Annotated in this window: 16 protein-coding genes and 1 pseudogene; 1 reads left to right on the top strand and 16 read right to left on the bottom strand. The window is 64.6% G+C overall.

Annotated elements, in window-relative coordinates; genetic code table 11:
- Window positions 1-192: hypothetical protein (locus ABIE20_RS26325; protein ID WP_429508397.1), on the bottom strand; the 192-nt coding region annotated here is incomplete at its 3' end.
- 236 nt (window positions 193-428) lie between these two features.
- Between ABIE20_RS26325 and ABIE20_RS26320 the strand changes: the two are divergent.
- Window positions 429-578: pseudogene (locus ABIE20_RS26320) on the top strand (flavin reductase family protein); the annotation flags it as partial.
- Between the two features lie 65 nt (window positions 579-643).
- Here ABIE20_RS26320 and ABIE20_RS26315 read toward each other — a convergent pair.
- From ABIE20_RS26315 to ABIE20_RS26245, 15 genes are all read right to left on the bottom strand, one after another.
- Complete coding sequence (locus ABIE20_RS26315; RefSeq protein WP_429508396.1) at window positions 644-5,185, bottom strand: NEL-type E3 ubiquitin ligase domain-containing protein; 4,542 nt, start codon at window positions 5,183-5,185, stop codon at window positions 644-646.
- The gene (locus ABIE20_RS26310) at window positions 5,182-9,408 is read right to left on the bottom strand and encodes an NEL-type E3 ubiquitin ligase domain-containing protein (RefSeq protein WP_429508394.1); all 4,227 of its coding nucleotides are present in this window, start codon (window positions 9,406-9,408) and stop codon (window positions 5,182-5,184) included. The genes ABIE20_RS26315 and ABIE20_RS26310 overlap by 4 nt, the downstream gene beginning before the upstream one ends.
- A gap of 59 nt (window positions 9,409-9,467) precedes the next feature.
- Window positions 9,468-9,689, bottom strand: coding sequence for a DUF3079 domain-containing protein (locus ABIE20_RS26305; RefSeq protein WP_429508393.1), 222 nt, complete (start codon window positions 9,687-9,689; stop codon window positions 9,468-9,470).
- A gap of 97 nt (window positions 9,690-9,786) precedes the next feature.
- Window positions 9,787-11,406 (bottom strand): methyl-accepting chemotaxis protein, encoded by a 1,620-nt coding sequence (locus ABIE20_RS26300; protein ID WP_429508392.1) that lies wholly within the window; start codon window positions 11,404-11,406, stop codon window positions 9,787-9,789.
- A 12-nt stretch (window positions 11,407-11,418) separates the two neighbouring features.
- Window positions 11,419-12,114: an anaerobic ribonucleoside-triphosphate reductase activating protein gene (locus ABIE20_RS26295; protein WP_429508390.1), complete on the bottom strand. Its 696-nt coding sequence runs from the start codon at window positions 12,112-12,114 to the stop codon at window positions 11,419-11,421.
- On the bottom strand, window positions 12,111-12,278 hold the full coding sequence (gene nrdD, locus ABIE20_RS26290; RefSeq protein WP_045198023.1) for an anaerobic ribonucleoside-triphosphate reductase: 168 nt from the start codon (window positions 12,276-12,278) through the stop codon (window positions 12,111-12,113). Before nrdD ends, ABIE20_RS26295 begins: the two co-directional genes overlap by 4 nt.
- A gap of 34 nt (window positions 12,279-12,312) precedes the next feature.
- Window positions 12,313-14,325, bottom strand: a complete 2,013-nt coding sequence (locus ABIE20_RS26285) for a ribonucleoside triphosphate reductase (RefSeq protein ID WP_429508388.1) — start codon at window positions 14,323-14,325, stop codon at window positions 12,313-12,315.
- A gap of 1,245 nt (window positions 14,326-15,570) precedes the next feature.
- Window positions 15,571-16,563 carry a GTP 3',8-cyclase MoaA gene (gene moaA, locus ABIE20_RS26280; RefSeq protein WP_429508387.1) on the bottom strand — a complete coding sequence of 331 codons (993 nt, stop codon included), beginning with the start codon at window positions 16,561-16,563 and terminating at the stop codon, window positions 15,571-15,573.
- Between the two features lie 10 nt (window positions 16,564-16,573).
- A complete protein-coding gene (locus ABIE20_RS26275; protein ID WP_429508385.1) occupies window positions 16,574-17,398 on the bottom strand; it encodes a peptidylprolyl isomerase in 825 nt (274 codons plus the stop codon).
- A 10-nt stretch (window positions 17,399-17,408) separates the two neighbouring features.
- On the bottom strand, window positions 17,409-18,089 hold the full coding sequence (gene narI, locus ABIE20_RS26270) for a respiratory nitrate reductase subunit gamma (RefSeq protein WP_429508383.1): 681 nt from the start codon (window positions 18,087-18,089) through the stop codon (window positions 17,409-17,411).
- Complete coding sequence (gene narJ / locus ABIE20_RS26265; RefSeq protein ID WP_429508382.1) at window positions 18,082-18,837, bottom strand: nitrate reductase molybdenum cofactor assembly chaperone; 756 nt, start codon at window positions 18,835-18,837, stop codon at window positions 18,082-18,084. Before narJ ends, narI begins: the two co-directional genes overlap by 8 nt.
- 2 nt (window positions 18,838-18,839) lie before the next feature.
- On the bottom strand, window positions 18,840-20,378 hold the full coding sequence (gene narH, locus ABIE20_RS26260) for a nitrate reductase subunit beta (protein ID WP_429508380.1): 1,539 nt from the start codon (window positions 20,376-20,378) through the stop codon (window positions 18,840-18,842).
- A gap of 11 nt (window positions 20,379-20,389) precedes the next feature.
- Window positions 20,390-24,157: a nitrate reductase subunit alpha gene (locus ABIE20_RS26255; RefSeq protein WP_429508379.1), complete on the bottom strand. Its 3,768-nt coding sequence runs from the start codon at window positions 24,155-24,157 to the stop codon at window positions 20,390-20,392.
- Window positions 24,158-24,229: 72 nt separating this feature from the next.
- Complete coding sequence (locus ABIE20_RS26250; RefSeq protein ID WP_429508377.1) at window positions 24,230-25,627, bottom strand: NarK family nitrate/nitrite MFS transporter; 1,398 nt, start codon at window positions 25,625-25,627, stop codon at window positions 24,230-24,232.
- The gene (locus ABIE20_RS26245) at window positions 25,614-26,909 is read right to left on the bottom strand and encodes an MFS transporter (RefSeq protein WP_429508376.1); all 1,296 of its coding nucleotides are present in this window, start codon (window positions 26,907-26,909) and stop codon (window positions 25,614-25,616) included. The genes ABIE20_RS26250 and ABIE20_RS26245 overlap by 14 nt, the downstream gene beginning before the upstream one ends.
- Window positions 26,910-26,912: the final 3 nt, after the last annotated feature.

The following is a 26,912-nucleotide window of genomic DNA, read 5'->3' as shown; positions in this document are numbered from 1 at the left end:
CTGGATTACGACCGCTGTGCGCTCGATCGCTGGCAAAGCCAGCTCCCACAGGTCTGGTGCATGCAGATCCATTGTGGGAGCCGGCCTTGCCGGCGATGACGCCGGTACAGCCAGCACATCAGGTGGCGTCTGGATTACGAGCGCTGCGCACTCGATCGCTGGCAAAGCCAGCTCCCACAGGTTCTGGTGCATGCAGATCCATTGTGGGAGCCGGCCTTGCCGGCGATGAGGCCGGTACAGCCAGTACATCAGGCGTTGCCTGGATTACGACCGCTGTGCGCTCGATCGCTGGCAAAGCCAGCTCCCACAGGTCTGGTGCATGCAGATCCATTGTGAGAGCCGGCTTTGCCGGCGATCGAGCGCGCAGCGCTCGCAGCTACCTGTCTCTCCTGCAACCGCCCCCCCAACATTCCCATGAGGCTTATCTGGCGCTGGTGCTGTTCTGCCCCAACTACAGCTCCGATTCCTACCCGGTGCTGATCCGCAATAAACGCTTCGCCATCCACTTGCTGTCCGGCGCCCAACAGGCCGAGGCCTATGCCTTTGCACGCGAAGGCAAAGACAAGGCCCAGGGCATCGCGTTTCGCTGAAGCTAACGTTCGTCGGCCCGGATCCAACCGCACCGCTGCTGTTCTGAAGGCTTTTAGGGTGTGGCCGCCTTCGAACCAAAGGCGGCCCACGCCTCTTCGGTAAAGCGCAGCGCCAAGCTTGCTTCGGCCTGGTCGCGGGCGCTGGCCAATGCCCTCAAACGCTCCAGGTAGTCAGCATCACGCAGCACACTCTGACTGTTCATGATCGTATCCAGCTGGTCGCGGTAAGGCCGATCAAGAGCCTCGAACTGCACTTTGTGCTGCTCTTTGAGGTGCTCGAGCCAGAAGTCCCGGGTACTGATGAACTGCTGCAACGCCGGTGTCTGTTCAAGGCCCTCGATGCGCTGGCGGGCGCCGGCGATCTCGCTCCCATCCAGCGGCGCCAGAGCCGGAAACAACATGCTCTGCGGCTTGCTCGGCAAGTCCAGGGCTTCGCCCAGGGCAATGCGGTAGGCCAGGTTCAGCTCGACGGCATCGACAGCTGTCGCCCCGCCCGCGCGTGCCTCAACCTGTTCGGCAACCAGCAGGTCGAGCTGTTCCTGGCGAAACAGACGCCGGCCCAGGCGCAGTAGGCGCTGTGCCAGTGGCTGGTCACTCTCAAGGTGTGTGGCGACGTACACCGAAGCCCTGGTTTCCAGGGTGGTGAAGTTCAAGGTGACGCTGTCACCGCAGGTGATCGGTGATGCCGCCAGCTCGAACAGCGACTCGCGCAGTTCAGGCGCCTTGCTGGTGGCTTCGAGCAAGGCCCACACCCGCACGCCCAGGTCAGCGGGCGTGCGCTGGAATTCGGCGGTGGTGCTCAGGTCGGCCAACAGTTGCAACAATGCGCTTGCCTGTGGCTCATCTGCCAGGGCTTGCCATGTGATCAGCGCCTGGGCGCTTGCGCCAGCAGGCGCCGTTTGCAACCACAGGCGCCGCGCCCTGCTCGCCGGCGACAAGTGACTGCGGCGCGAGGTCAGACGGATACCGGTGCGCTGCTGGTAGTGCTCAAGCTGTTCGAGGGTTTGCTCCGACAGCGGGTTGTCGTGCAGCGCCAGCGCGCGGTTGATCCAGCCCGGAGCATCGAGTACCGCCTGTGGCAGGGCCTCGATCTGGTTGTTGCGCAGGTCTAGGCGATAGCCGTGGAAGCGGTTCAACAGGCCGCTGGGCCAGGCTTGCAGCCCGGTGTTGCGCAACTGCACTTCTTCCAGCCGGGACAGGCGCTCAAGGTCTAGCAACGGGCCTATGGGATTGTCGTTGAGGTTGAGCCAGCGCAACTGTGAAAGCCCGGCCAGCAGCGTTGCCGCCTGCTGGTCGAGCTCGATCTGGTTGCCCGGTAACAATAACCGCGTCAGCGCCGGCATGCGGCCCAGGGCGTCCGGCACACGGGTCAGGGCGTTGTTGCCCAGGTTCAGCTCGCGCAAACGCTGGAAGGGCTGCAGAAAGACTGCCGACGCGTCGCCCAGGCCCATGTTGTGCAGTTGCAGATCAACCACATGGTCAAAGCTGACCTCGGCCGGCCAGCCGGGCAACTCGCCGGTGCGCAGCCCCTCAAGGCTCAGGCTATAGCCGATGACGCTGTGGTTGGACAAGCGCTTGGGCGACAGTTTGCGCCAGGCGCGACGAATCAGCAGCGCCGCCTGCTGGCGGCTGCGGCCCATGGCCTGTCCGGCCTCGCCGCCCGGAAGCGATTTGCTCCAGGCTCGCAAGGTGTCGTCGAGCAACTTGAATTCACGTTGATAGGACTTGATCCGCGCAGCGACATCGACACCACTGCGCTGCAGCGCGTCAACGAAACTGTCGGCATCAGTATCAGACAGCCCCGGGTAGAGCTGGCGTACATCCCTGACCTGCGCCGCGCGGCGCCCGCCGAACAGGCCGCGACCACTCAAGGGGTAACCGATACGGCCATCGGCCAGACGCTGCGGCGGATTGAACCAGGGGCGTTGCTCGGGCATCAGTTGCAACCACTGGCCGACCTGGTCGCGGTGCTGATGCAACAGCTCGCCGAGGCGGCTGCGCAACCCTGCTTGCGGCGCTTCCAGCGCAGCCTGTTCGGTGCTCGTCAGCACGGTGCGCAAGGCGCTGAACAGATCGGCACAGAATTCGCCCTCCCCCGCCACACGATACAGCTGATACCCCGACTCCAACCTGACGATCTGCACGCGCCGGCTGGCGCTCGTGGCCCAGGCTGGGACGAATGCCGGACCTGACAGGCTGCCTTCGAGCAACTCGATCGCCAGGTCCCGGGGCCAGCCGGCGAGGTGCCCGAGCAGGGCCAGGACCAACCTGTCGCTGTCGCCGCTGCGCACCGATTGTAGATACAGCCCTTCAACGGCGCGGCTGACGCGCACTTCGTACAAGGGTGCACGCAAGCGGTTGGCCATCGACAGCGGGACTCGCCACTGCTGCTCCAGCCGCTCGCGTTCGAGGTCGCTGGCTGCCTCGACCAGATCACCCACGAGGCTGTTGGGCAGCTCGGGGAAATCCACCTGCACCACGGTTTCGGGAATGCCGCTCAGGCGTGTGCGCAGACCATAGCAATGCTCGAACAGTGCCTGGCGCAGCGTGCCCGCATGCCGGGCCAGTACCGTGGGCGCGGCGCTGCCAGTGGTGCCCGCGGGTAAGTGTGACAACAGGTAGTCGGCCATTTGCGCGTTGCCGGTATCCAGCGCTGCCCCCTGCGCAAGCTGCTCGATAAAGCGTTCGATATCGTGATCCAGACGCCAGCGCAGCAGGCAGTCGCGAAGCAGGCCCGGCGCCGGCAGGTCGTCCAGGTGCAAACGGCGCAATTGCCCGCCGTCCAGCCCGCTCATGGTCAGAACCTGTGCCTGGGCCGGCTCTGGCAGGGTGGCCAATTCAGGCAGCAGACGCTTGAGCATGAACCGCGAGTCGTGCCACAACAGCGGGTTTTCACCACCGTGACGCCAGCCTCCCCGGCCGTTGCCGTGCAACACCGGCGAGTAGCGCTCGGGCGTTTGCGGCTGGACGATGCGCCACTGCGCCAGGGCTGCGTCGTGGTCCACGGCGTAGAGCCGCTCGTCCAGCTTGATGTAATGGCGCAGGCTCCCGCTGATGAGCCCCTGCGAATCCGCGGTGCCCTGCTCGATGCCGGCTTCACTGGCCGCATAACCCGCAAGGTCGGGTTTCCACAAGCGCGCCTGGCCACCCGCGTTGCTGATCGGCACCAGTTCCTCGATAAAGGCTGCGTGGCGCAAGGCTTTGCTCACCAGCTGAACACCGGCGCCGGCGGCGGCAAACAAGGCGAGGGTTTCGACCACGTCGGTCAGGTGTTCGAGCGCCTTGTCGCTATCGCCCTGCAACCAGTCCTCAACACCTTCCAACACTTGCGAGAGCAGTTGCCCCGCAGCCACCCCGAGCATCACTGCGCCCAGTACCGGCACGAACAGGCCGGCGACATTGAGCAGCAACAGCCCGGCATTCTCGTAGGCGTGCAAGCGCTCCACCCGCTCGTTTTCGTCTTCATCAGCGGTGGGCACGGCCAGGGTGCGCGCATCATTGCGGATCTTTGCCACCTGCTGGTTTGCCAGGGTACTGAACAAGGGCCCGGGGAAAGCCGTCAGGGCCATGGGCAGCACCAGCGGTTCGCCCTTTTCGGCACGCTGACGGCGCTCGGCCAGGGTTGCGGCAAATGCCAGCTGCTCGGCCTGGGGGACGAAGCGCATGAACAGGCGCTCGTACGCGGGTGACTGCAAACGCTGACCCAGCTCGCGTGCCATAGCGTCGCGGGAATTGAAGCGAAGCAGCGGCCGCTGCGCGTCACCGGGGATGTACAGCAGCCAGTTGAGCCGCTCAAAACGCAGCACACCCGGCGTGAGGCTAAAGGCCGACTCCGGCAGTACCTCAAAGACCACCACCGCACTGAGCAGCACCCCACCCAGGCGCACCTGCAGGGGGCGAATGACCGGGTCTTCGCCCGGCTGCAGAAAGTCTGTATGAACATGCTGCAACAGCGCCTTGAAGCTGTATTCATCGAGCGTGCCATTGAGCGCGGCGATCAACGCAGCGACTTCAAGATCATGGTAATGACTGCGCCGCAGCACCTGGGTAAATTCGCCAGTCAGCACCTGATCCAGATGCGACTGGTAGCGGCCACCCAGGTCGAGGGTGCGGCACAGTGCGGCGAAAGACTCGGGAGTCAATTGCGTCGAGGCGGCCAGCGGTTGTGCAAACTGCAGCCGCGCTTTGCCGGCAAGCCCGCCGCTGGCCGCCTCGGCGGCGCTGAAGTTCTGTAGCGCAGCCTGCAGCAGGCTGTGACTGGAGACCACTGCCGTCGAGCCCTGACGCGGTAAAGAGAGCAAGGTGGAGGTCAGGCTCAGGTGCCGGGTATGGACAAAATGGTTGAGCTCGACATCCAGGTTGGCACCGGTGTGTGTCCGCAGTTGCTGGCGCAGCAAGCTACGGGCAAAGCCGTCGAGCGGCTCAATGGTCGAGAGCACCGCAGCAACCCTGGTGCGTTGCTGCTGGCTTAGTTGCAGCGCCCGGCTCAGGGCCAGCAAACGCTGTGCCGGCGCCTGCAGCAGCCAGGTGGGCAGATAGTCGTGCACCTGGCTGTCGATGCCGGGCGCCTGCCCCTGAGGGTTAGATGCGTTCATTGCTGCGCCTCCTGCGCCAGGGCGCGGCGGGTCAGTTGCAGGATCAGCTCGGCACGCGCCGCTTCGCGTGCCGCGCCAATGTCGTTGCTGCGCTGCAGGTACTGCTGGTCGGTGAGTTCGCCCTGCATCGCCGCCAGGTCCTCCAGTTGCTGGAAAAATGGCTGGTCTACCGCCTCGAACGCGTGCTGCTCATGTTGCTCCATAAACCTGACCCAGAAGTCTCGTGCTGCTACCGAAGCCACCAGGCGTGGCGTCTGCTCGGCCATGCGGACCTGGTCGCGCATGGTGTGCAAGGCATGGCGATCGACACCGGCGACAAAGCGGTAGGCCATGGTTCGCGGTTGCCCGACCAGTTCCAGCTCGTCGGCAAGCCCGGTACGAAACGCCAGCAGCACCTCGATTTCGTCCGGCGCCAAGCCCATCGAGCGACGCACCTGGATTTCTTCGCGGCTCAGGCGGTCGACTTCATCCAGACGAAACAGCGAGCGGGCCAGGTTCAGCAGCGGCTGCAGGCGGCTGGCGCCGGTCAGGCCTCTGGTCGCAGCAAGTTCGTGGGCGCGCACCTCCAGGGCACTGAAGTTCAGGGCCACGCTGTCGGAGCAGCTTCTCGGCGCGCCGGCCAGGGCGAACAGTTCACTGCGCAAGCGGGTATCGCGATAGCAGCCATCGAGCACCTCCCAGACCCGGCGCGTCAGGTCCTGGCGCCGACGCCTGAAGTCGGCCGTCTCACGCAGATCTCCCAGCAGGCGAAACAGGTCGGCCGAGCCCTCCTCACCCAGCAGTGCTTGCCATTGTCGGGTCCGTTGTCCTCGCAGCTCGTCGTCTGCCCCGGACAGCCACTGCTCCTGCAGGTTGTCGAAGCGCGCATGACTGAAGCCGGCCACCGCCGGCAGCAACCCGGCGCGCTCGAACGCCAGCAGCCGTTCACGGCTCTCGGCGTTGAGCGGATTGTCGTGGAAGTTGATGCGTTCGAGGATCCGCCGCGGCGCGTTGAACAGCCCCTCCTGCAACACCACAATGGGGTTTTCGCGCAAGTCGGCGCTCTCCAGCGCCGGGCGGCTGAGCAACCCGGCCGGGACCGTGGTAATGGCGGTACTGCGCAGGCGCAACACGCGCAAACGCGACAAGGCGGTCACTTCCGGTGGAGCGGCCAGCGGATTGTGATCAAGGTCGAGCACCTCCAGGCGGCCCAGTGACGCCAGCACACCATTGTCGGCGGGGGTCCAGGCAATCTGGTTGCCGCTGAGGTTCAACCAGGTCAGATGACTCAGCCCGCTGATGCCCTCGGGCACCCGGGTCAGGTCACTGTGCACCACATCCAGCCAGCGCAAGGCCGGAAAATGCTGGAGAAACCCTGGCGGCAACTCGGTGATCTGCAAGCCATTGAAGGTGATCTCCGCCACATGGCCAAAGCTGATGCTCGCTGGCAACTGCGGCAGTGCGCCAATCGGCTCGTGCTCGAGCAGCAAGCGATAATCGGCGCCGCGGTTACGCACCCGTGCTGTCTGCCGGCGCCAGCAACGGCGCAGGCGCGCCGCGACCCGCTCGCGGGCGGCGCCACGTATGGGGTCGGCGGCTTGCCAGGTGTAGAGGGTCTCGTTGAGGCTTGCCAGTTCCTGATGCAGTGCCTGCAAGCCGCTCCACAACTCACGGCCGGACACCCGCAGTTCGGTGAGGAATTCGCCAATCTCGGCATCGCTGAAGGTCGGGTACACCTCGCGGATGGCGCGATTGACCGCTTGCCGGCCACCCACCCCACGCCCGCTCAAGGGGTAGCCGATACGGCCGTCGGCCAGGCGCTGCGGCGGGTGAAACCATTGCCCCGGCTCGCTCAGGCCGATGATCGCGGCAACCTCGTCTCGCCTGGCCATAGCCAGGGCCGCCACCGTTGTACTGTCAGCCCGGCCAGGGCTTTGCAGATGCAGACCTTCCAGCGCGCGGTTGATGCGCACCTCACGCATCAACAGGCGGGCTTCTTCAAGCATCGCCAAGGGTACTTTCGAGGTATCCAGCAAATTCTGCAGATGGTCGGGCCGGGCGTGGCTGCAGATCTCTTCGGCGACCACCAGCGGCAGGCCGGGGAAGTTGCGCTGAAGGATCTGCGCGCCGGGTCCGGGGTTTCTCCGCCTGTGGGCATAGAGGTAATCAAAGGCGTCCGGCTTTTGCTGTTCAAGGTGACTGGACAGGCGCGCGATCACTTGCTGACGCTCGCTCAGGCCCTCTGCGTCATCGCTGAGCAGCGTACTCTTGTCGGTTTCATCCAGTGCCTGCAGGACCTGATCCAGCCAATCGCCGCTGGCCGAGGGCACACCGGTCAGTTCAATAGTGCGCGATTGCTCAAGCACCTCCTGGCCGAAACGCTCATCGCCGAGCTGCAACTGTACCTGTTCGGGCCAGCCCTCAAGGGCGGTCAGCGCCCGCAGCAGCACGGGTGCCGGCTGGCCGACGTTACCCACGGTCAGGCTGCTGAGCATCGAGGCCAGCTGCTGGTCGAGCTGCACGCGCTCCAGCGCATCGACCAGCGTCGCCGGCAGCGCCGCGCCTTGCACTTGCCAATGCCTGACCTGCGCCTCTTCGGTGCCGGTAATTGCCAGTACCCGGTCCAGTTGCGCGTCGGACACCCGAGCCCATTGCCCGCCGTAACGTCTGAGCATCAGCCGGGTGTCCTGCCAGTGCTGCGGGCTGTCCCACGCCGGGCGCCAACCCGTGGCACCGAGAGGCTCCAGGCGGTGCTCGAACGCATTGGCCCGGTACGATTGCCAGTCGGGATTCCACAAGCGCTGGCGCTGGTCGGCCAGTGATACCGGCACCAGGCCATCGACAAAGCCCGAACGCTTCACGGCCTTGACCAAGGCCGTGCCACCGGCCACCAGCAAGGCGTTGGCCGCCAGGTTCTCCGCCACCCCGAGCAAGTGGTTCAAGGCCCCCTCTCGATCACCCTGCTGCCAGTCTTCATAACCGTGATAGACCTCGCCGAGCATCTGCCCGATGGCGACACCGAGCATCACTTCCCCAAGCCCCGGAACAAAAAACGCCGCCAGGTTCGCCAGGTTCAGCCCGGCGTCCAGGTACTCCTGCAACCTGACGTTGCGGTTGGCGCGGTCTTCATCATCGGTTGGCACCGCAAGTACCCGGGCGTCGTCTTCGATCTTGCTGATCCGTGCGCCTGCAAGCGTGGCCAGCAGCGGCCCGGCAAAGGCGAAATGACGACCATCGAGCTCGATTGCCGAGCCCGCCGTGGCTTGCCTGAGCAGCCGCGTCAGGGTGGTCACGAATGCCGCACGATCGCGTTCGCTGACAAAGCGTTGAAAGAACGGCCCGTACCCTGCTTGCGCAAAGCGTGCGGCAAGCGCCGAATACGCCGCGCTCCACGAGTTGTAGTGCTTGACCGGGTGCAGCGGATCATCCGGCACATACAAGACCACGCCCAGAACATCGGAATAGCCATTGGGCTCAAACAGTTGCTCGCGCATCTCGAACGCCACCACGCCGACCAGACGCTTGCCCAGCAGGTTGAGGTGGTGGGGGAAACTGCTCAAGGTGGCGTTGGGCACCAGCGGCCTGAGCGCCAGGGCGCGCAACAGACAGTCATGGTTGGCGGCGTCGAGGTCGCCCTTGATCCAGGCCTGGTTGAGGGCGACGGCCAGGCCGCTGCGGCCGGCCTGCTCCAGGGTCTTGCTGACCTGCCTGGCCGCCTCGCCAGCAGGGCTTAGCAGCGCCTTGAGGTGAGCCTGGTACTGGCCACCCAGGTCCAGTTCCCGGCACAGGCTGGCGAAGGCTGCCACCGGCAACGGCTGCACCGCGCCCTGCTCGTCGATGATCGCGGTCAGTTCATCATGACTACCCTCCACCGCTTCTTCAGCCGCAAAATTGTGCAGCGCGGCGTGCAACAGGCTCTGGTAAGTGGTCACCACCCGGAAAACCGGCGGCAGCGACGCTTGCGGCAATCCATCGAGAACGCGCCGCACCAGGCGCAGGCGCCAGCTGCGTACATTGACCCGCTGGGCAATGCGCCTGCCCAGGGCGGCGTTCAACAGCGGGGCGGCAAAGTCTTCGAGAGGCTGCAACTGGTCGAGCAGCGCCTGCATCGGCATCTGGGCGCGCTGATTGTCGCCCATGCTCTGCTGCAGGGCTTGGACAGCGGCCAGCGGCGCATCCCGTAGCCAGCTTGGCAGGCGCTGGGCGATAAAACTGTCAATCGAGGCATCGTCGTGGTCGTTCATGCTGACTTCCTGGTACTGGAAAAGTCAGCAGCAGAACTCAGCTGCGATCCGCGCAGGTGCTATTTAACTAGTGCTGCCTGGTCTGTAGCGCCATCGTTATCCTCCGGCAGCGCCAAGCCATAGTCACCCTGCTCGTTCCAGTCCTCACCGAACATTTCCACCGGATGCATGGTGCGGTCGGCGCCGTTGCCGCAGGCCAGGGCGTTGGCCGCGCAGTAGCGGTCACAACCCCAGCAGATACGCTCGGGGTGCTTGGGGTTGATGGGAAAAGGCTTGGCCATGAACGACCTCCGACCGGCAATGGGCGCGCTTTCACGCTACTGCCCAGTGCCGGGTTTGCCCTTGATACAGATCAAGGGCACGTGATCGAGACTGAAATCACACCTTGAAGCGCGCCACGGTCTGGCTCAGGCTGCCGGCCATCTGCGCCAGGTCCTGGCCGGCGGTGTCGGTGTGTTGCGCGCCGAGCAGAACCTGCTCAGAGAGGTTGCGAATGCCCACCAGGTTGCGGTCCACCTCGCGGGCCACCAGGGCCTGCTCTTCGGTGGCGCTGGCGATCATCAGGTTGCGCTCGTTGATCTGCGAAATCGACCGGGTGATCGCCTCCAGCGCTTCGCCGGCACGCTGGGCCACATCCAGGGTGGTGTGCACCAGCTCGCTGCTGCTGAGCATGGCGGTCACCGCCTCGCTGGTGTCCTGCCGGATGTTGCCGATCATCTGCTCGATCTCCTGGGTCGACACCTGGGTGCGATGGGCCAGGGCCCGCACCTCGTCGGCGACCACGGCAAAGCCGCGCCCGGCATCACCGGCGCGGGCTGCTTCGATGGCGGCGTTGAGCGCCAGCAGGTTGGTCTGTTCGGCGATGCTGCGAATCACATCCAGCACGGTGCTGATGTCCTGCACGCGCCCGGCCAGTTGCTGAATGCGTGCGGAAGTATCGCTGACGCCATCGGCCAGGGTGCTGATCGAGGCGACCGTCTCGCGCACCTGTTCACGACCACGCTGGGCGGTTTGTTCGGAGACCTTCGAGGCTTCGCTGGTACTCACCGCGTTGCGCGCCACTTCGTCCACCGCTGCGGTCATCTCATTGACCGCGGCAGCCGCCTGTTCGATTTCCAGGCCCTGCAACTGCAGGCTGCTGCTGGTCTGGCTGCTGACTGCGCTGAGTTCCTCGGAGGAACTGGCGACCCGCTCCACCGAGGCTGCGATGTACTTGACCATGCTGTTCAGGCTCTGCTGCATCTGCTGCATGTTGCGCATCACGCTGCCGTCGGCACTGCCATGGGTCGGCACCGCGATGGTCAGGTCGCCCTCGGCGATCTGGCTGAGCACCCGCGCGGCGGTATCCGGCTCGCCGCCCAGCGGCCGGGTGACGCTGCGAGTTACCAGCAGCGCGGCGGCGATCACCGCCAGCAGGCACAGCACGACCAGGCCGAGCATGTTCAGCCACGCATCGTTGTACAGGGCCTGGGCGGCCTGCTCGCGCTCGACAAAGATCTGCCCCTGCAAGGCCATCAGGCTTTCCAGGTGCTGGTAAACCTCGTGCTCGGCGGGTACCACGTTTTGCTTGAGCTGGGCCATGGCCGCCTGCGCGTCGCCCTGGCGAATCAGCGTCTGCACCTGGGTGAAGGCCGCGACATAGGTTTCGCGGCTGGCTTTCAGCGCAGCGTAGGCCGCCTTGCCCTCGGGCAGGTAGAACAACGGCTCAAGCGTTGCCAGGGCCTGACTGATGCGCTGCTTGGTGGTGTCGATGGCCTGCTGCACCTGCAGGTTGTCCTTGTCGAGCAACAGGTCGCGGGTGTTGCGCGCGTTATCGCGCACCCCGGTGGCAATAACCATGATCGGCTCGATCTTCGGCCAGTCCTGTTTGACGATCACCACCGCCTGCTCCTTGAGCGTGGCCAGGTCGTGCAGGGCATAGAAGGCCAGGCCCAGGAGCGCCAGGGGCGCAATGGCAAAGCCGATGAGGATACGTTGTGCTGTGGTCAATCTGGTCATTTCAAAGCCTTACTAGTCGCGTACTTCAAACGCGGGAAACAGCGTGTGGAGGGTGTCCCACAGCTCGGGTAGCAATCTGTGTGCCGAAGCACCGGGCAGCTGCGGATCGAGCATGCGTGCCGTGCGTACCCGCTGCACGACAAAGCGTTGGACCCCAAGCGCATTCAAGCGCCGGGCCAGGGTGAGGAGTCGCGGGGGATCAATCAGGTGCCAGTGCACCGTGGTGCGGCATTCGTAGTCGACGCCGCTGGCCAGCAGGTAATCCAGGCTGCGCCAGTTGGCCTGGCCACTGCCGCGCACGCCGGTAACCAGCTGGCAGTCTTCGGCCAGCGCCTTGACGTCAAAGCCGACCCAGTCGGCCCCAGGCAATGCCCGGGCAAACGCCTCGGGCTTGATCCCGGCACTGTGCAGGCCGATGGCAAAGCCCATGGCCCGCACCTGGGCCATGGTCTCGGGCAGGCTGTCCTGCAGGGTCGCTTCGCCGCCGCTGAACACCACGGCGTCGAGCAAGCCGCGGCGACGCTGCAAAAACGCCAGCACCTGCGCCCAGGGCAGTTCATCACGGCCCCGGGGCGGGATCAGTTGCGGGTTGTGGCAGTAACGGCAGCGCCAGGCGCAGCCCTGGCAGAACAGCACGCAGGCGAGCCTGCCGGGGTAATCGAGGGTGGTCAGGGGCACCATGCCCCCGACCCGTAGCGCTCGACTCATGGATGCCCGGCCGTTGCCGCGCCCTCATTGAAGTGCAGCCGCTCGTGGTGCTCGGACTGTTTGCCGGGGTTGAACGCCGACACCGGGCGGTGATAGCCCATGACCCGGGTCCAGACTTCGCACCGTTGGCGTTGCGCCGTCGGCAGGGTTTGCTGTGCAGTCATGATGAAGCTCCTTGCTGTTGAGGGTAAAACGCAGTCAATGCACGCTGCCCTGTTGCTGAGCCAGCAACAGCGCCTCGTCGCACTTGGGGCAGAACTCGTGTTCGCCATCCAGGTAGCCGTGTACCGGGCAGATGGAAAACGTCGGAGTGATGGTCAGGTATGGCAGGCGGAAGCGCTCCAGGGCCCTGCGCACCAGTTGCTTGCAGGCCTGGGCCGAGGAGATCCGCTCGGCCATGTACAGGTGCAGCACGGTGCCGCCGGTGTACTTGCATTGCAGCTCGTCCTGCAGCTCCAGGGCCTCGAACGGATCGTCGGTATAACCCACCGGCAGTTGCGAGGAGTTGGTGTAGTACGGCGCCTGGCTGCAGCCGGCCTGGAGGATGTCGGGGAAACGCTTGAGGTCTTCCTTGGCGAAGCGGTAGGTGGTGCCCTCGGCCGGGGTGGCTTCGAGGTTGTACAGGTGGCCGGTTTCTTCCTGAAAACGCACCAGGGTGGCGCGCACATGGTCCAGCAGGTTCAGGGCAAAGCGCCGGCCCTGGGCGGTGTGCAGACCCATCTGCTCGTCGCTGAAGTTGCGCAGCATTTCGTGCAGGCCGTTGACGCCGATGGTCGAGAAGTGATTACGCAGGGTGCCCAGGTAGCGCTTGGTGTACGGATAGAGCCCGGCATCCATGTGGTGCTGGATCACCTTGCGCTTGACCTCAAGGCTCTCCATGGCCAGCTCCATCAGCGCATCCAGACGCTGCAACAGGCCGCTGATGTCGCCCTTGTACAGGTAGCCCAGGCGCGCGCAGTTAATAGTCACCACCCCCAGCGAGCCGGTCTGCTCGGCCGAGCCGAACAGGCCGCCGCCACGTTTGAGCAGTTCGCGCACATCCAGTTGCAGGCGGCAGCACATCGAGCGCACCTGGTTGGGCTGCATGTCCGAGTTGAGGAAGTTCTGGAAGTACGGCAGACCATAGCGCGCGGTCATGGCGAACAGGCGCTCGGCGTTGTCGCTGTCCCAGGGAAAGTCGTGGGTGATGTTGTAGGTCGGGATCGGGAAAGTGAACACCCGGCCCTTGGCGTCGCCGGCCTGCATCACTTCGATGTAGGCACGGTTGAGCAGGTCCATCTCCGCTTGCAGCTCGCCGTAGGCAAAGGGCATTTCTTCGCCGCCGATCACCGGGATCTGCTCGCGCAGGTCCTGCGGACAGACCCAGTCGAAGGTCAGGTTGGTAAACGGCGTTTGCGTACCCCAGCGCGACGGCACGTTGAGGTTGTAGATGAACTCCTGGAGGGCCTGGCGCACTTCTTCATAGCTCAGCCGGTCCTTGCGCACGTAGGGTGCCAGGTAAGTGTCGAAGGAGCTGAAGGCCTGGGCCCCGGCCCACTCGTTTTGCAGGGTGCCGAGAAAGTTGACCATCTGTCCCAGGGCGCTGCTCAGGTGCTTGGGCGGCCCGGCCTCGACCCGCCCGGGCACGCCATTGAGGCCCTCGTGCAGCAGGCTGCGCAGCGACCAGCCGGCGCAGTAGCCGGCGAGCATGTCGAGGTCATGAATATGCAGGTCGCCCTCGCGGTGGGCGCGGCCGATGGCTTCGCTGTAGACCTCGTCGAGCCAGTAGTTGGCGGTGACCTTGCCGGAAACATTGAGCACCAGGCCGCCGAGGGAATAACCCTGGTTGGCGTTGGCCTGCACCCGCCAGTCTTCGCGGTTGAGGTATTCGTTCATCGAGGTGGCGACTTCGACCAGGGTCTTGCGGTCGCGGCGCAGGCGCCCGTGCTGTTCGCGGTAAACGATGTAGGCGCGTAGCGAAAGGAAGTGCCCGGCGTCCATCAGCACCCGCTCGACCCGGTCCTGGATCTGCTCGACGTGCAGTTTCGAATAGCCTTCCAGATGCGCCAATACCGCGTCGAGCAAACCGTCAGCCTCGGCTTCGGCGTATTCGCCAGTGGCCTTGCCGGCGGCGATCAACGCCTGGCGGATCTTGTCGGCATCGAAGGCCACCAGGCTGCCATCGCGCTTGTGCAACCGGTTGTGCCCTACCCTGATCAGCGTGCTGTGCATTTGTCCTCCAGACACTACATATAGATATTCAATAACCTGAAAACACAATATGCAGTGCAGGCTACGGGTAAAGCGGGTGAAAGAAATTGATCGATATCAAGGTTGACAGGTTGTGCAAACAACCTGATCAAGACAGTTGCTCCCACAATGGATCGGCGTACACGGAGCCCGGTGAGAGCTGGCCTTGCCGGCGATCGAGCGCGAAGCGGTCGCAATTCAGCCACTCCTGATGTGCTGACTGCACCGGCCTCATCGCCGGCAAGGCCGGCTGCCACAATGGACCTGCATGCACCGGACCTGTAGGAGCTGGCCTTGCCGGCGATCGAGCGCGCAGCGGTCGCAATCCAGCCAACACCTCTTGTGCTGACTGCACCGGCCTCATCGCCGGCAAGGCCGGCTGCCACGATGGACCTGCATGCACCGGACCTGTAGGAGCTGGCCTTGCCAGCGATCGAGCGCGCAGCGGTCGTAATCCAGTCAACACCTCTTGTGCTGGCTGCACCGGCCTCATCGCCGGCAAGGCCGGCTCCCACAATGGACCTGCATGCACCGGACCTGTAGGAGCTGACCTTGCCGGCGATCGAGCGCGCAGCGGTCGTAATCCAGTCAACACCTCTTGTGCTGACTGCACCGGCCTCATCGCCGGCAAGGCCGGCTCCCACAATGGACCTATGTACGCGGGCCCCGTAGGAGCTGGCCTTGCCGGCGATCGAGCGCGCAGCGGTCGTAATCCAGTCAACACCTCTTGTGCTGGCTGCACCGGCCTCATCGCCGGCAAGGCCGGCTGCCACAATGGACCTGCATGCAACGGACCTGTAGGAGCTGGCCTTGCCAGCGATCGAGCGCGAAGCGGTCGCAATTCAGCCGCTCCTGATGTGCTGACTGCACCGGCCTCATCGCCGGCAAGGCCGGCTCCCACAATGGACCTGCATGCACCGGACCTGTAGGAGCTGGCCTTGCCGGCGATCGAGCGCGCAGCGGTCGTAATCCAGTCAACACCTCTTGTGCTGGCTGCACCGGCCTCATCGCCGGCAAGGCCGGCTGCCACGATGGACCTGCATGCACCGGACCTGTAGGAGCTGGCCTTGCCAGCGATCGAGCGCGCAGCGGTCGTAATCCAGGCGACACCTCTTGTGCTGACTGCACCGGCCTCATCGCCGGCAAGGCCGGCTGCCACAATGGATCGGCGTACACGGAGCCCGGTGGGAGCTGGCCTTGCCAGCGATGAAGCCAGTACAGCCACCCTCAGCCCCCGCTCATGTTCATGAACCGCAAAATCTGCACCTCACCCTGCGCATCGAAATCATGGCGCAGCGGCTTGCGCCGCAATGCCTGTTGCAGGGCGTTGATGATCGGCTGGTCATCCAGCGGATAGCGCCGCAACAAGCCACGCAGATCCAGCGAATCCTCCTGCCCCAGGCACAGCAGCAAACGCCCTTCCACGGTCATTCGCACGCGGTTGCACGTGGCGCAAAAGTTGTGGCTGTTGGGCGAGATAAAACCGATACGCGTCGCCGGGTGCCGGGCCAGGCGCACGTAACGCGCCGGCCCGCCGCTGTTTTCGGCGCTGTCGAGCAAGGCGTGGCGGCTGGCAATCAGCGCCCGCACCTCGTCACTGGAACAGAACGACTCGCCACGAGAACGCCCAACCTCGCCCAGGGGCATTTCTTCGATGAAGGTGATGTCGATGCCCTGGTCGATGGCGTACTGCAGCAGCGCCAGCACCTCATCGAAGTTGCGCCCCTTCATCACCACGCAGTTGAGCTTGATGCCCTCGAAACCGGCATCACTTGCCGCCTCGATGCCGCGCAGCACCTGATCCAGATCACCCGTGCGGGTAATCGCCCGAAAGCGCTCGGAATCCAGGCTGTCGAGGCTGATGTTGATGCGCTTGACCCCGGCCTCTACCAGCGGCCGGGCCAAGCGCTGCAGTTGCGAGCCATTGCTGGTCATCACCAGCTCACGCAGGCCCGGCAAGGCAGCAATGTCACGGCACAGCTCGACGATGCCGGGGCGAATCAGTGGCTCGCCGCCGGTCAGGCGGATCTTGCGCACGCCCTGGCCGACGAACAGTGTGGCCAGGCGCCGCAATTCCTCGAGGGTCAGCACTTGCTGGCGCGGCAAGAAGGTCATGTGCTTGGCCATGCAGTACACACAGCGAAAATCACAACGATCGGTCACCGACATGCGCAGGTAATCGATCTGCCGCCCGAAGCCGTCCTGCATCACAGCGCTCATCAGTGTCCCCTTATTGCACCAGCGGTGAGTCGGCGCCCTGCAAGCGGATGCCGCGAATGTCGGCGGCGCCGATCAGGGTTTGCAGGTACTGGACCAACGCCTTCTGCCACACGCCTTGCTGCAACTGGGTGCGGATCGCCGGGGCCACTGCCTCGTAGGGCAAGGCCTGGCCTTCGATGCGTTGGTCGACACTGACCAGGTGCCAGCCGTAGCGGCTTTCCAGTGGCTTGACGGCCAGCCCCGGCGCCAGGGTGAACAACTGGCGCTCCAGCTCCGGCACGGTCTGGCCCTTGCTGATCTGCCCCAGCTCGCCGCCCTGGGCCTTCGACGGGCAGGCCGAGTACTTTTGCGCAAGCTCGGCGAACTGCTCGGGGAACTGCTGCAGCCGTTCGTGGAGGATTTCGGCTTGCACCAGTGCCAGGCTACGCGCCTCGGCATCGTCCGGCGCGCATTCGAGCAGGATGTGCCGCACCGCCAACAGCGGTGCGCTGTGAAAGCGCCCGCGATTGCTGTGGTAGTAGCGCAGGCAGGTGGCCTCGTCACAGCTGGGCACCTGCACTTCGCGCTCCAGCAGCAACCGCGTGGCCGCTTCTTCCTGGTTCTCGCCCGCCGCCACCTGCAGCGCCAGCCCCAGTTCGGCGATGCGCTGCTGCAGCAGCTCGCGGATCACCAGGGCGCGGGCGGCCATGTACACGGCCTCCTCACGATCCTTGGCCGGGTGGTATTGCAGCTCCTGGGCCAGGGCCTGCTGGCTGATGACCACGTCATTGACGCTGATGACCGGCCACTGCTGTTCGCTGCTGGCAATCAGTTGCGCCTCGCTTGCATGAGTCATGGCAACCTCCTCAGGCTTTCTGCCGGACGATCTGATAACGCCGGCCGAGGTACCACACCGGCGCGCTGACGATGTGCACCAGGCGGGTGAAGGGGAATAGCACGAACAAGGTCAGGCCCAGCAGCACGTGCAGCTTGTACACCAGGCTCACCGGGGCGATTGCCGCCGCCGCGTCAACCGGGCGCAGCAGCACGGTGTTCTGCGCCCAGTCAGCCAGCATGACCATCACCGAGCCGTCCATATGGCCGGTGGAAGCGACAATGGTCAGCAGGCCGAGCACCAGTTGTGCGAGCAATACCAGCAAGATGAGAATGTCCGACGTGCTGGAAGTCGCCCGCACCCGTGGCTCGGTCAGGCGCCGGTGCAGCAGCATGATCAGGCCGATCAGGCACAGCAGGCCGAAGAAACCACCAGAGACCATCGCCAGCAGTTGCTTGTGCTCGGTGCTGATCACATGGTGGTAGACCGACGCCGGGGTCAGCAGGCCGACGAAGTGCCCGGCCAGAACAAACAGCACGCCGATATGGAACAGGTTGCTCGCCACGCGCATGCCGCGCTGGTCGAGCATCTGGCTGGAGCCGGCCTTCCAGCTGTACTGCGAGAGGTCAAACCGCGCCCAACTGCCGAGCAAGCAGATCGCCAGGGCGACATAGGGATAGACCCCGAACATCAACAGGTTCCACTTAGACATTACCCACCTCCCCGGCCGGCGCAGCGGCCTGGCCTTGATGCTGAAAATCGACCCAGTGCAGCGGCACCGCGCTTTCTTCCCGGGCCTTGCCCGGGGCGCTTGGCAGCGAGCTGCAACGCTCTTGCTGCTCAGCCTTGAGAAAGTCCACCGCCTCCTCTTCCCAGATCTTGTCCAGGGCTTCGAGAGAATCATCGCGTTGCTCGGCGGCGACCTGCTCGCGCAAATCAGCCACCGCCTGGTGCGGCTCGGCGCCGGCAATCTGCAGCAGCGCCCGGAAGCAACTGGCGTAGGCGCTCTCGCGCTCCTCCAGGCGTGCGGCGAGCAGCGCCAGCAGGTGCGCGACATCGGCCAGGCCCTCGCGGGCCTCGAGGTCTTCGCGGGTCGACAGGTACTCCAGGTACAGCGGGATGTAGTCCGGCAGCTCCTTGACGCCGATGGCAAAGCCCGCCGCTTCGTACTGGGCAAGCATGTCGACCATGGCCTGGCCACGGTCGCGGGACTCGCCATGCACATGCTCGAACAGCAGCAGCGACAGCGAACGGCCACGGCCGAACAACGCGCCGTAATGTTCCTGGCCATCCATCAGGTCGTTGTTGCAGATCAGCTCCAGCAGCTCGAACAGCGCGCCGCGCTGACGCGGGCTGATCTCCCGCGCCTGGATGATCGCCTGCTCCAGTTCGTCGCGGCCGGCCACCAGGGCTTCGTTCGGGTAATCGAGCAGCAGCGAAATCACTTTAAGGATGCGCATGCTCATTCCTCCCACAGCTGTACGGTTTTGAGGATCTCGCGGCGGTTGGCCTTCTTCGCCCCGAACAGGTTGGTGTCGGAGCTGCCGCTGCAACCGCTGCCGAAGCTGAAGCCGCAACCGGAGCGCTCGGCGAAAGCGTCGCTCATGGCCTCTTCGCGGTGGGCACTGGGCACCACGTAGCGGTCTTCGTAGTTGGCGATGGCCAGGTAGCGGTACATTTCCTCGACCTGGTTGACGCTCAAACCGACGTCCTCCAGCACCTGCAAGTCCTGAACCCCTTCGACCTGCTCGGCACGCTTGTAGGCGCGCATGGCCAGCAGGCGCTTGAGGGCGCGCTTCACCGGCTTTTCGTCACCGGCGGTCAGCAGGTTGGCCAGGTAGCGCAGCGGAATACGCAAGCTGTCGACATCCGGGATCACCCCGTTCATGCCCACGGTGCCAGCGGCTACGGCGTTCTGGATCGGCGACAGTGGCGGCACGTACCAGACCATCGGCAAGGTGCGGTATTCCGGGTGCAGCGGCAGCGCCAGCTTCCAGTCGACGGCCATCTTGTACACCGGCGAGCGTTGCGCGGCGTCGATCACCGACTGCGGTACGCCGTCCTCCAGGGCCTGGCGGATCACCGCCGGGTCGTTGGGATCGAGGAAGATTTCCAGCTGCTTCTCGTACAAGTCGTGCTCGTTGGCGGTGCTGGCCACCTCGGCAATGCGGTCGGCGTCATACAGCAGCACGCCGAGGTAGCGGATGCGGCCGACGCAGGTTTCGGCGCACACCGTAGGCATGCCGGCTTCGATGCGCGGGTAGCAGAAGATGCACTTCTCGGATTTGCCGCTCTTCCAGTTGAAGTAGATCTTCTTGTACGGGCAGCCGCTGATGCACATGCGCCAGCCGCGGCATTTTTCCTGGTCGATAAGGACGATACCGTCCTCTTCGCGCTTGTAGATCGCCCCGCTCGGGCAGGACGCCGCACACGCAGGATTGAGGCAGTGCTCGCATAGGCGCGGCAGGTACATCATGAAGGTGTTTTCGTACTCACCATAAATGTCGGCCTGGATCTGGTCGAAATTCTTGTCCTTGCGCCGCTTGGCGAACTCGGTGCCAAGGATCTCTTCCCAGTTCGGCCCCCATTCGATCTTTTCCATGCGCTTGCCGGACACCACCGAGCGCGGCCGCGCAGTCGGCTGGTGCTCGCCCAGGGGCGCGGTGTGCAGGTGCTGGTAGTCGAAGTCGAACGGCTCGTAATAGTCATCCAGGCTCGGCAGGTCGGGGTTGGCGAAGATGTTCGCCAGCACCCGGAACTTGCCGCCGATGCGCGGGTTGATCGTGCCGTTGGCATTGCGCAGCCAGCCGCCCTTCCACTTGTCCTGGTTTTCCCACTCTTTCGGGTAGCCGACCCCGGGCTTGGATTCGACGTTGTTGAACCAGGCGTATTCCATGCCTTCGCGGCTGGTCCAGACGTTCTTGCAGGTGATCGAGCAAGTGTGGCAGCCGATGCATTTGTCCAGGTTGAGGACCATGCCGATTTGTGAACGGATCTTCATGACAGCACTCCTTATTCCATCTCGGTCGGCAGCGGACGTGGCAGCTCATCGCCGCGCGAGCCGTCGAGCCAGTCGACCTTGGCCATCTTGCGCACCACGACGAATTCGTCGCGGTTGCAGCCGACCGTGCCGTAATAGTTGAAGCCATAGGCCTGTTGCGCGTAGCCGCCGATCATGTGGGTCGGCTTGAGCACCACGCGGGTGACCGAGTTGTGGTGGCCGCCGCGGGTCTTGGTGGTCTCGGCGCCAGGCACGTTCACGATCCGTTCCTGGGCGTGGTACATCATCACCATGCCCTCCTTGACCCGCTGGCTGACCACCGCCCGCGCGGTCAGTGCGCCGTTGGCGTTGAAGCACTCGATCCAGTCGTTGTCCTCGATGCCGGCCTTCTTCGCGTCGATTTCCGAGAGCCAGACAATCGGCCCGCCACGGCTGAGGGTGAGCATCAGCAGGTTGTCGCTGTAGGTGCTGTGGATGCCCCACTTCTGGTGCGGGGTGATCCAGTTGAGGACGATCTCGGTCTCGCCGTTGCTGCGCTTGTCCTTCACCCCGGCGATGGTCCGGGTGTTGACCGGTGGCCGGTAGCTCATCAACTGCTCGCCGAACGCCTGCATCCACGGGTGATCCTGGTAGAACTGCTGGCGGCCGGTGATGGTGCGCCACGGGATGTTCTCGTGGACGTTGGTGTAGCCGGCGTTGTAGCTGACGTGATCGTCCTCGAGCCCCGACCAGGTCGGGCTGGAGATGATCTTGCGCGGCTGCGCCTGGATGTCGCGAAAGCGGATCGCTTCGTGGGCCTTGGACAGCGCCAGGTGGCTGTGGTCGATGCCGGTGAACTGCGACAGCGCCGCCCAGGCCTTGACCGCCACGTGGCCATTGGTTTCCGGGGCCAGCGAGAGGATCACTTCGGCAGCGTCGATGGCGGTGTCGATTTTCGGCCGGCCGTGGCTGATGCCCGCCTCGACTTCGCGGTAGTTCAACTCACCGAGGAACTTCACTTCTTCATCGGTGTTCCAGTTGATGCCCTTGCCGCCGTTGCCGAGTTTTTCCAGCAGCGGGCCCAGCGAGGTGAACTGCTTGTAGATGTTCGGGTAATCACGCTCGACCACCTGCAGGTTCGGTGCGTTCTTGCCCGGCTGCGGCGCAACACCGGCGGTTTTCCAGTCGGTGCCGCCAAACGGCTGGGCCAGCTCGCCGACGCTGTCATGCATCAGCGGCACGGTGACCAGGTCCTGCTCGACGCCCAGGTGCCCCTCGGCCATGGCCGAGAAGGCCTTGGCGATGCCCTTGTAGATCTCCCAGTCCGAGCGCGATTCCCAGGCCGGGTCGATGGCTGCCGACAGCGGGTGGATGAACGGGTGCATGTCCGAAGTGTTCATGTCGTCCTTCTCGTACCAGGTCGCGGTCGGCAGGACGATGTCGGAGTACACGCAGGTCGAGGACATGCGAAAATCCAGGGTAGTCACCAGGTCGAGCTTGCCGATGGCGCCGTCGTCGACCCATTCGGCCTCTTGCGGCTTGCAGTCGCCAACCTGGCCGATGTCTTCGTTCATCACCCCGTTGCGGGTGCCGAGCAGGTACTTGAGCATGTACTCGTGGCCCTTGCCCGAGGAGCCAAGCAGATTGGACCGCCAGATGAACATGTTGCGCGGGAAGTTCACCGGGTTGTCCGGCTGCTCGCAGGCAAAGCGCAGGCTGCCTTCGTGCAGGCCCTTGACCACGTAGTCCTTGGGCGCCATGCCGGCTGCGGCGGCGTCGCGGCAGATGTTAAGCGGGTTGGTGTTGAGCTGCGGCGCGCTGGGCAGCCAGCCGGCGCGTTCGGCGCGGATGTTGTAGTCCAGGGCGTGTTCGGGAAACTCGCGCTTGTCGGCCAGCGGCGAGAGCACGTCGTGCATGCTCATCTTCTCGTGACGCCATTGCGAGCTGTGGGCGTAGAAGAAGCTGGTGCCGTTCATCTGCCGTGGCGGCCGGCTCCAGTCCAGGCCGAAGGCCAGGGGCAGCCAGCCGCACTGCGGGCGCAGTTTTTCCTGGCCGACGTAGTGGGCCCAGCCGCCACCGGTCTGGCCGACGCAACCGCAGAGCATGAGCATGTTGATCAGCCCGCGGTAGTTCATGTCCATGTGGTACCAGTGGTTCATCGCCGCGCCGACGATGATCATCGAGCGGCCACGGGTCTTGTCGGCGTTGTCGGCAAACTCGCGGGCGATCTGGATGGCTTTCTCGCGGCTGACGCCGGTGATCTGCTCCTGCCAGGCCGGCGTGCCGGGCACGCTGGCGTCATCGTAGTCGCGGGCCACGTTGGCGCCGCCCAGGCCACGGTCGATGGCAAGGTTGGCCGCCGACAGGTCGAACACCGTGGCGACCTTGACCTGGCTGCCGTCGGCCAGGGTCAGGCTGCGCACCGGCACGCGGCGGTACTGCACCGCGTCGCCGGCGACATGCTGGAAGTGCTCATGGCTTTCGCCGGCAAAGTACGGGAAGGCCACTTCGGCGACATCGCCGCCGATCAGGCTGAGGGTCAGGTCGATCTCGCGGCCTTCGCCGCCTTCACGGGCAAGGATGTTCCACTTGCCCTGCTCGCCCCAGCGGTAGCCAATCGAGCCCTGGGGCGAGACCAGCTCGCCGTCGGCATTGACGGCGATGGTTTTCCATTCCGGGTTGTTGTCCTGGCCAAGGTTGTCGGCCAGGTCCGAGGCGCGCAGGAAGCGGTCCGGCTGATAGCCGTTGCCCGGCGCGGTGCCGAGCATCGGCTTGAGCAATACCAGCACCGGCAGGTCGGTGTAGCGCTTGGCGTACTCGGTAAAGTAGGCGCTGGGCCGGTCGAGGTGAAATTCCTTGAAGATCACATGGTTGAAAGCCTGGGCCAAGGCCGCGTCGGTGCCCTGCTTGGGGTTGAGCCAGAGGTCGGTGAGCTTGGCCACTTCCGAATAGTCGGGGGTGATGGCCACGGTCTTGGTGCCCTTGTAGCGCACCTCGGTGAAAAAATGCGCATCGGGGGTGCGGGTCTGCGGAACGTTGGAGCCCCAGGCGATGATGTAGTTGGAGTTGTACCAGTCGGCCGATTCCGGCACGTCGGTCTGCTCGCCCCAGACCATCGGCGAGGCCGGCGGCAGGTCGCAGTACCAGTCGTAGAAGCTCAGGCAGGTGCCGCCCAGCAGCGACAGGTAGCGGGCACCGGCGGCGTAGCTGACCATCGACATCGCCGGGATCGGCGAGAAGCCCACTACCCGGTCGGGGCCGTACTGCTTGATGGTGTAGACGTTGGCGGCGGCGATGATCTCGGTGACTTCATCCCAGCTGGAGCGAATGAAGCCGCCCATGCCGCGCTTGCTCTTGTAGCTGTCGGCCTTGGCCTTGTTCTCGACGATGCTCGCCCAGGCTTCGACCGGCGCCAGGCTCTGGCGCGCCTCACGCCACAATTTGAGCAGCGGCTTGCGGATCTTCGGGTACTTCAGGCGGTTGGCACTGTAGATGTACCAGCTGTAGCTGGCCCCCCGCGGGCAGCCGCGCGGCTCGTGGTTGGGCAGGTCGTTGCGGGTGCGCGGGTAATCGGTCTGCTGGGTTTCCCAGGTGATCAGGCCGTTTTTCACGTAGATCTTCCACGAGCAGGAGCCGGTGCAGTTGACCCCGTGGGTGGAGCGCACGATCTTGTCGTACTGCCAGCGCGAACGGTAGACGTTCTCCCAGTCGCGCGACTCTTTGCGGGTCTCGCCATGACCGTCGGCAAACTCGCCTTGCTTGCGATTGAAGAACCGCAGTTGATCCAGTAAATGACTCATGGTGCTTTCCTCTCAGGCTTGCGGCTGCGGGGTTCTGCGCCCCGCCCGGGCAAGGTGTGAATTCGGGTTCTGTCAGCAGGGGGTCGCGGCGCCTTTGCGCGCGTACCACCACCAGGTCACGACGATGCAGCTCAGGTAAAAGCCGACGAACAGGTAGAAGGCCATCTGCGGGCCACCGGTCAGGGCCATGGAAGTGCCGAAGGTCTTGGGGATGAAGAACGCGCCGAAGGCGCCCATCGCCGAGCTGAAGCCGAGCACTGCGGCCGATTCCTTGCCGGCGTTTTTCAGCGCCTGTTCGCGGGCAGCGGCGCCTTTGCCGCTGGCGGCCTGTTCGTGCAGGGTGCGAAAGATCACCGGGATCATGCGGAAGGTCGAACCGTTGCCGATGCCGGTGGTGATGAACAGCAGCATGAACATGCCGAGGAAACCGTAGAAGTTGCCGCTCTCGCCCTGGGCGGGGATGAACGCCAGCACGCCGAAGACCATGACGATCATCAGCACGAAGTTCCACAGGGTCACCCGCGCGCCGCCGAGCTTGTCCGCCAGCCAGCCGCCCAGCGGCCGTACCAGGGCGCCGACCAGCGGGCCGAGGAAGGCGAAGGTCAGGGCATTGACCTGCGGGAAAGCGGTCTTGATCAGCAGCGGAAAGGCTGCGGAAAAACCGATGAACGAGCCGAAGGTGGCCAGGTACAGCCAGCACATCAGCCAGTTGTGCTTGCGCTTGAAGATCACCGCCTGCTCGCTGAACGAGGCCTTGGCGCTGGACAGGTCGTTCATGCCGAACCAGGCCAGTACGGTGACCAGGACAATGAACGGCACCCAGATGAAACCTGCGTTCTGCAGCCACAGCTGGCCGCCGTCGGTGAGCGCCTGCGGCTGGCCACCGAGGGCGCCGAACAGGCCGAAGGTAATCACCAGCGGCACGCTGAACTGCATCACCGAAACGCCAAGGTTACCCAGGCCGGCGTTCAGGCCCAGGGCGGTGCCCTGCTGCGACTTGGGGTAGAAAAAGCTGATATTGGACATGCTCGAAGCGAAGTTGCCGCCGCCGAAACCGCACAGCAGCGCGATGATCACAAACACGCTGTAGGGGGTGTTCGGGTCTTGCACGGCAAAGCCCATCCACAGCGACGGCGCCAGCAGCGAAGCGGTGCTCAGCGCGGTCCAGCGCCGGCCGCCGAAGATCGGCACCATGAACGAGTAGAACACCCGCAAGGTCGCCCCCGAGAGCCCGGGCAAGGCCGCCAGCCAGAACAGCTGGTCGGTGCTGAAGCTGAAGCCGATGGCATTCAGGCGCACGATCACCGTGCTCCACACCATCCACACGGCGAAGGCCAGCAGCAGTGCGGGGATCGAGATCCACAGGTTGCGGGTGGCGGTCTTCTTGCCGCTACGGCCCCAGAACGCGGGGTCTTCGGGGCGCCAGTCGTGAATCACCGGGCCTTGGTCAGGCTGTTTAAGAACCGACATGGTCTTCTCCTTGGGCAATACTGGAAAACGGGGCGGCGACGGCTGGCGGCTGTTTGCCCAGCAGCGGGCGCTTGCGGATTTCGCTGAGGTACATCCAGGTGAGCGACACCCAGACCACGCCGTACATCAACATGAAGCAGGAGGAACGCACGCCGGTGAGGTCGACCAGCGCGCCGAACAGGATCGGCAGAATGAAGCCACCCAGACCGCCCGCCAGGCCGACGATGCCGGACACCGCGCCCATGTTCTGCGGGTAGTCGTTGGCGATGTACTTGAACACCGAGGCCTTGCCGAAGGCGAAGGCAATGCCCATGACAAACAGCAGCACGGTGAACAGCGCAGGGTTCAGGCCGATGTGAAAGTCCAGCGGGCCATTGATGGTCTGCACCTGCAGCTGGGTTTGCGGGTAAGAGAGCAGGAACAGGCAGATCCAGCTGACCCACAGCACCCACCAGGTCACGCTCTGGGCGCCCCAGCGGTCCGACATCCAGCCGCCGACGGCGCGCAGCACACCGCCCGGCAGCGAGAAGCAGGCGGCCAGCAACGCCGCGCTTTGCAGGCTGAAGCCGTATTCCTGGACGTAGTACTTGGTCATCCACAGCGCCAGGGCCACATAGCCGCCGAAAACGATCGAGTAGTACTGGCAGTAGCGCCACACCGCAGGCTCGGCCAGGGCCTTGAGCTGCTCGCCGAGGGTCGCCCCCGAGGCGCTGCGGTGAGCCTTGTTGTCGGTACTGAGGAACCAGAACAGCAGCGCAGTAATGAACAGGATGGCGCTGAACACTTTCGGCACCAGTTGCCAGCTGCCGGCGGCAATCAGTGCCGGGGCAAGGAACTTGGTGACCGCGGCGCCTGCGTTGCCGGCGCCGAAGATGCCCATGGCCAGGCCCTGGTTGTCTTGCTCGAACCACTTGGCAACATAGGCGATGCCCACCGAGAACGAACCACCGGCCAGGCCGACGAACAAACCCAGGACCAGGAATTGCCAATAGGCCGTGGCGTGGCTGATCAGGTACAGCGGCAGCACACAGGCGAGCATCAGCAGGAAGAACACGCTGCGCCCGCCAAAGCGGTCGGTGAGCATACCCAGCGGCAGGCGCACCAGCGAACCGGTCAGCACCGGGGTGGCGGCCAGCAGGCCGAACTGGGTCTCGTTGAGCTGGAGCAGGTCCTTGATCGGCACGCCGAGCACGGCAAACATCATCCAGACCATGAAGCAGACGGTGAAGGCCAGCGTACTCATGCCCAATACCAGGCCTTGGCGTATTCGCGGTTGAGTCATCTC

Origin of the sequence: Pseudomonas sp. 2835, assembly GCF_050435905.1 — a bacterium.
Taxonomy (GTDB): Bacteria; Pseudomonadota; Gammaproteobacteria; order Pseudomonadales; family Pseudomonadaceae; genus Aquipseudomonas.
This window is presented reverse-complemented; position numbering and strand designations above follow the sequence as displayed.

What these genes read in the sequence shown, in the direction of transcription:
- ABIE20_RS26295 (WP_429508390.1), bottom strand. Translation starts at nt 12,114, where the DNA reads ATGAGTCGAGCGCTACGGGTCGGGGGCATGGTGCCCCTGACCACCCTC.
- ABIE20_RS26285 (WP_429508388.1), bottom strand. Translation starts at nt 14,325, where the DNA reads ATGCACAGCACGCTGATCAGGGTAGGGCACAACCGGTTGCACAAGCGC.
- ABIE20_RS26310 (WP_429508394.1), bottom strand. Translation starts at nt 9,408, where the DNA reads ATGAACGACCACGACGATGCCTCGATTGACAGTTTTATCGCCCAGCGC.
- ABIE20_RS26245 (WP_429508376.1), bottom strand. Translation starts at nt 26,909, where the DNA reads ATGACTCAACCGCGAATACGCCAAGGCCTGGTATTGGGCATGAGTACG.
- ABIE20_RS26305 (WP_429508393.1), bottom strand. Translation starts at nt 9,689, where the DNA reads ATGGCCAAGCCTTTTCCCATCAACCCCAAGCACCCCGAGCGTATCTGC.
- ABIE20_RS26250 (WP_429508377.1), bottom strand. Translation starts at nt 25,627, where the DNA reads ATGTCGGTTCTTAAACAGCCTGACCAAGGCCCGGTGATTCACGACTGG.
- narH (WP_429508380.1), bottom strand. Translation starts at nt 20,378, where the DNA reads ATGAAGATCCGTTCACAAATCGGCATGGTCCTCAACCTGGACAAATGC.
- ABIE20_RS26300 (WP_429508392.1), bottom strand. Translation starts at nt 11,406, where the DNA reads ATGACCAGATTGACCACAGCACAACGTATCCTCATCGGCTTTGCCATT.
- ABIE20_RS26275 (WP_429508385.1), bottom strand. Translation starts at nt 17,398, where the DNA reads ATGACTCATGCAAGCGAGGCGCAACTGATTGCCAGCAGCGAACAGCAG.
- ABIE20_RS26255 (WP_429508379.1), bottom strand. Translation starts at nt 24,157, where the DNA reads ATGAGTCATTTACTGGATCAACTGCGGTTCTTCAATCGCAAGCAAGGC.
- moaA (WP_429508387.1), bottom strand. Translation starts at nt 16,563, where the DNA reads ATGAGCGCTGTGATGCAGGACGGCTTCGGGCGGCAGATCGATTACCTG.
- narJ (WP_429508382.1), bottom strand. Translation starts at nt 18,837, where the DNA reads ATGCGCATCCTTAAAGTGATTTCGCTGCTGCTCGATTACCCGAACGAA.
- narI (WP_429508383.1), bottom strand. Translation starts at nt 18,089, where the DNA reads ATGTCTAAGTGGAACCTGTTGATGTTCGGGGTCTATCCCTATGTCGCC.
- nrdD (WP_045198023.1), bottom strand. Translation starts at nt 12,278, where the DNA reads ATGACTGCACAGCAAACCCTGCCGACGGCGCAACGCCAACGGTGCGAA.
- ABIE20_RS26315 (WP_429508396.1), bottom strand. Translation starts at nt 5,185, where the DNA reads ATGAACGCATCTAACCCTCAGGGGCAGGCGCCCGGCATCGACAGCCAG.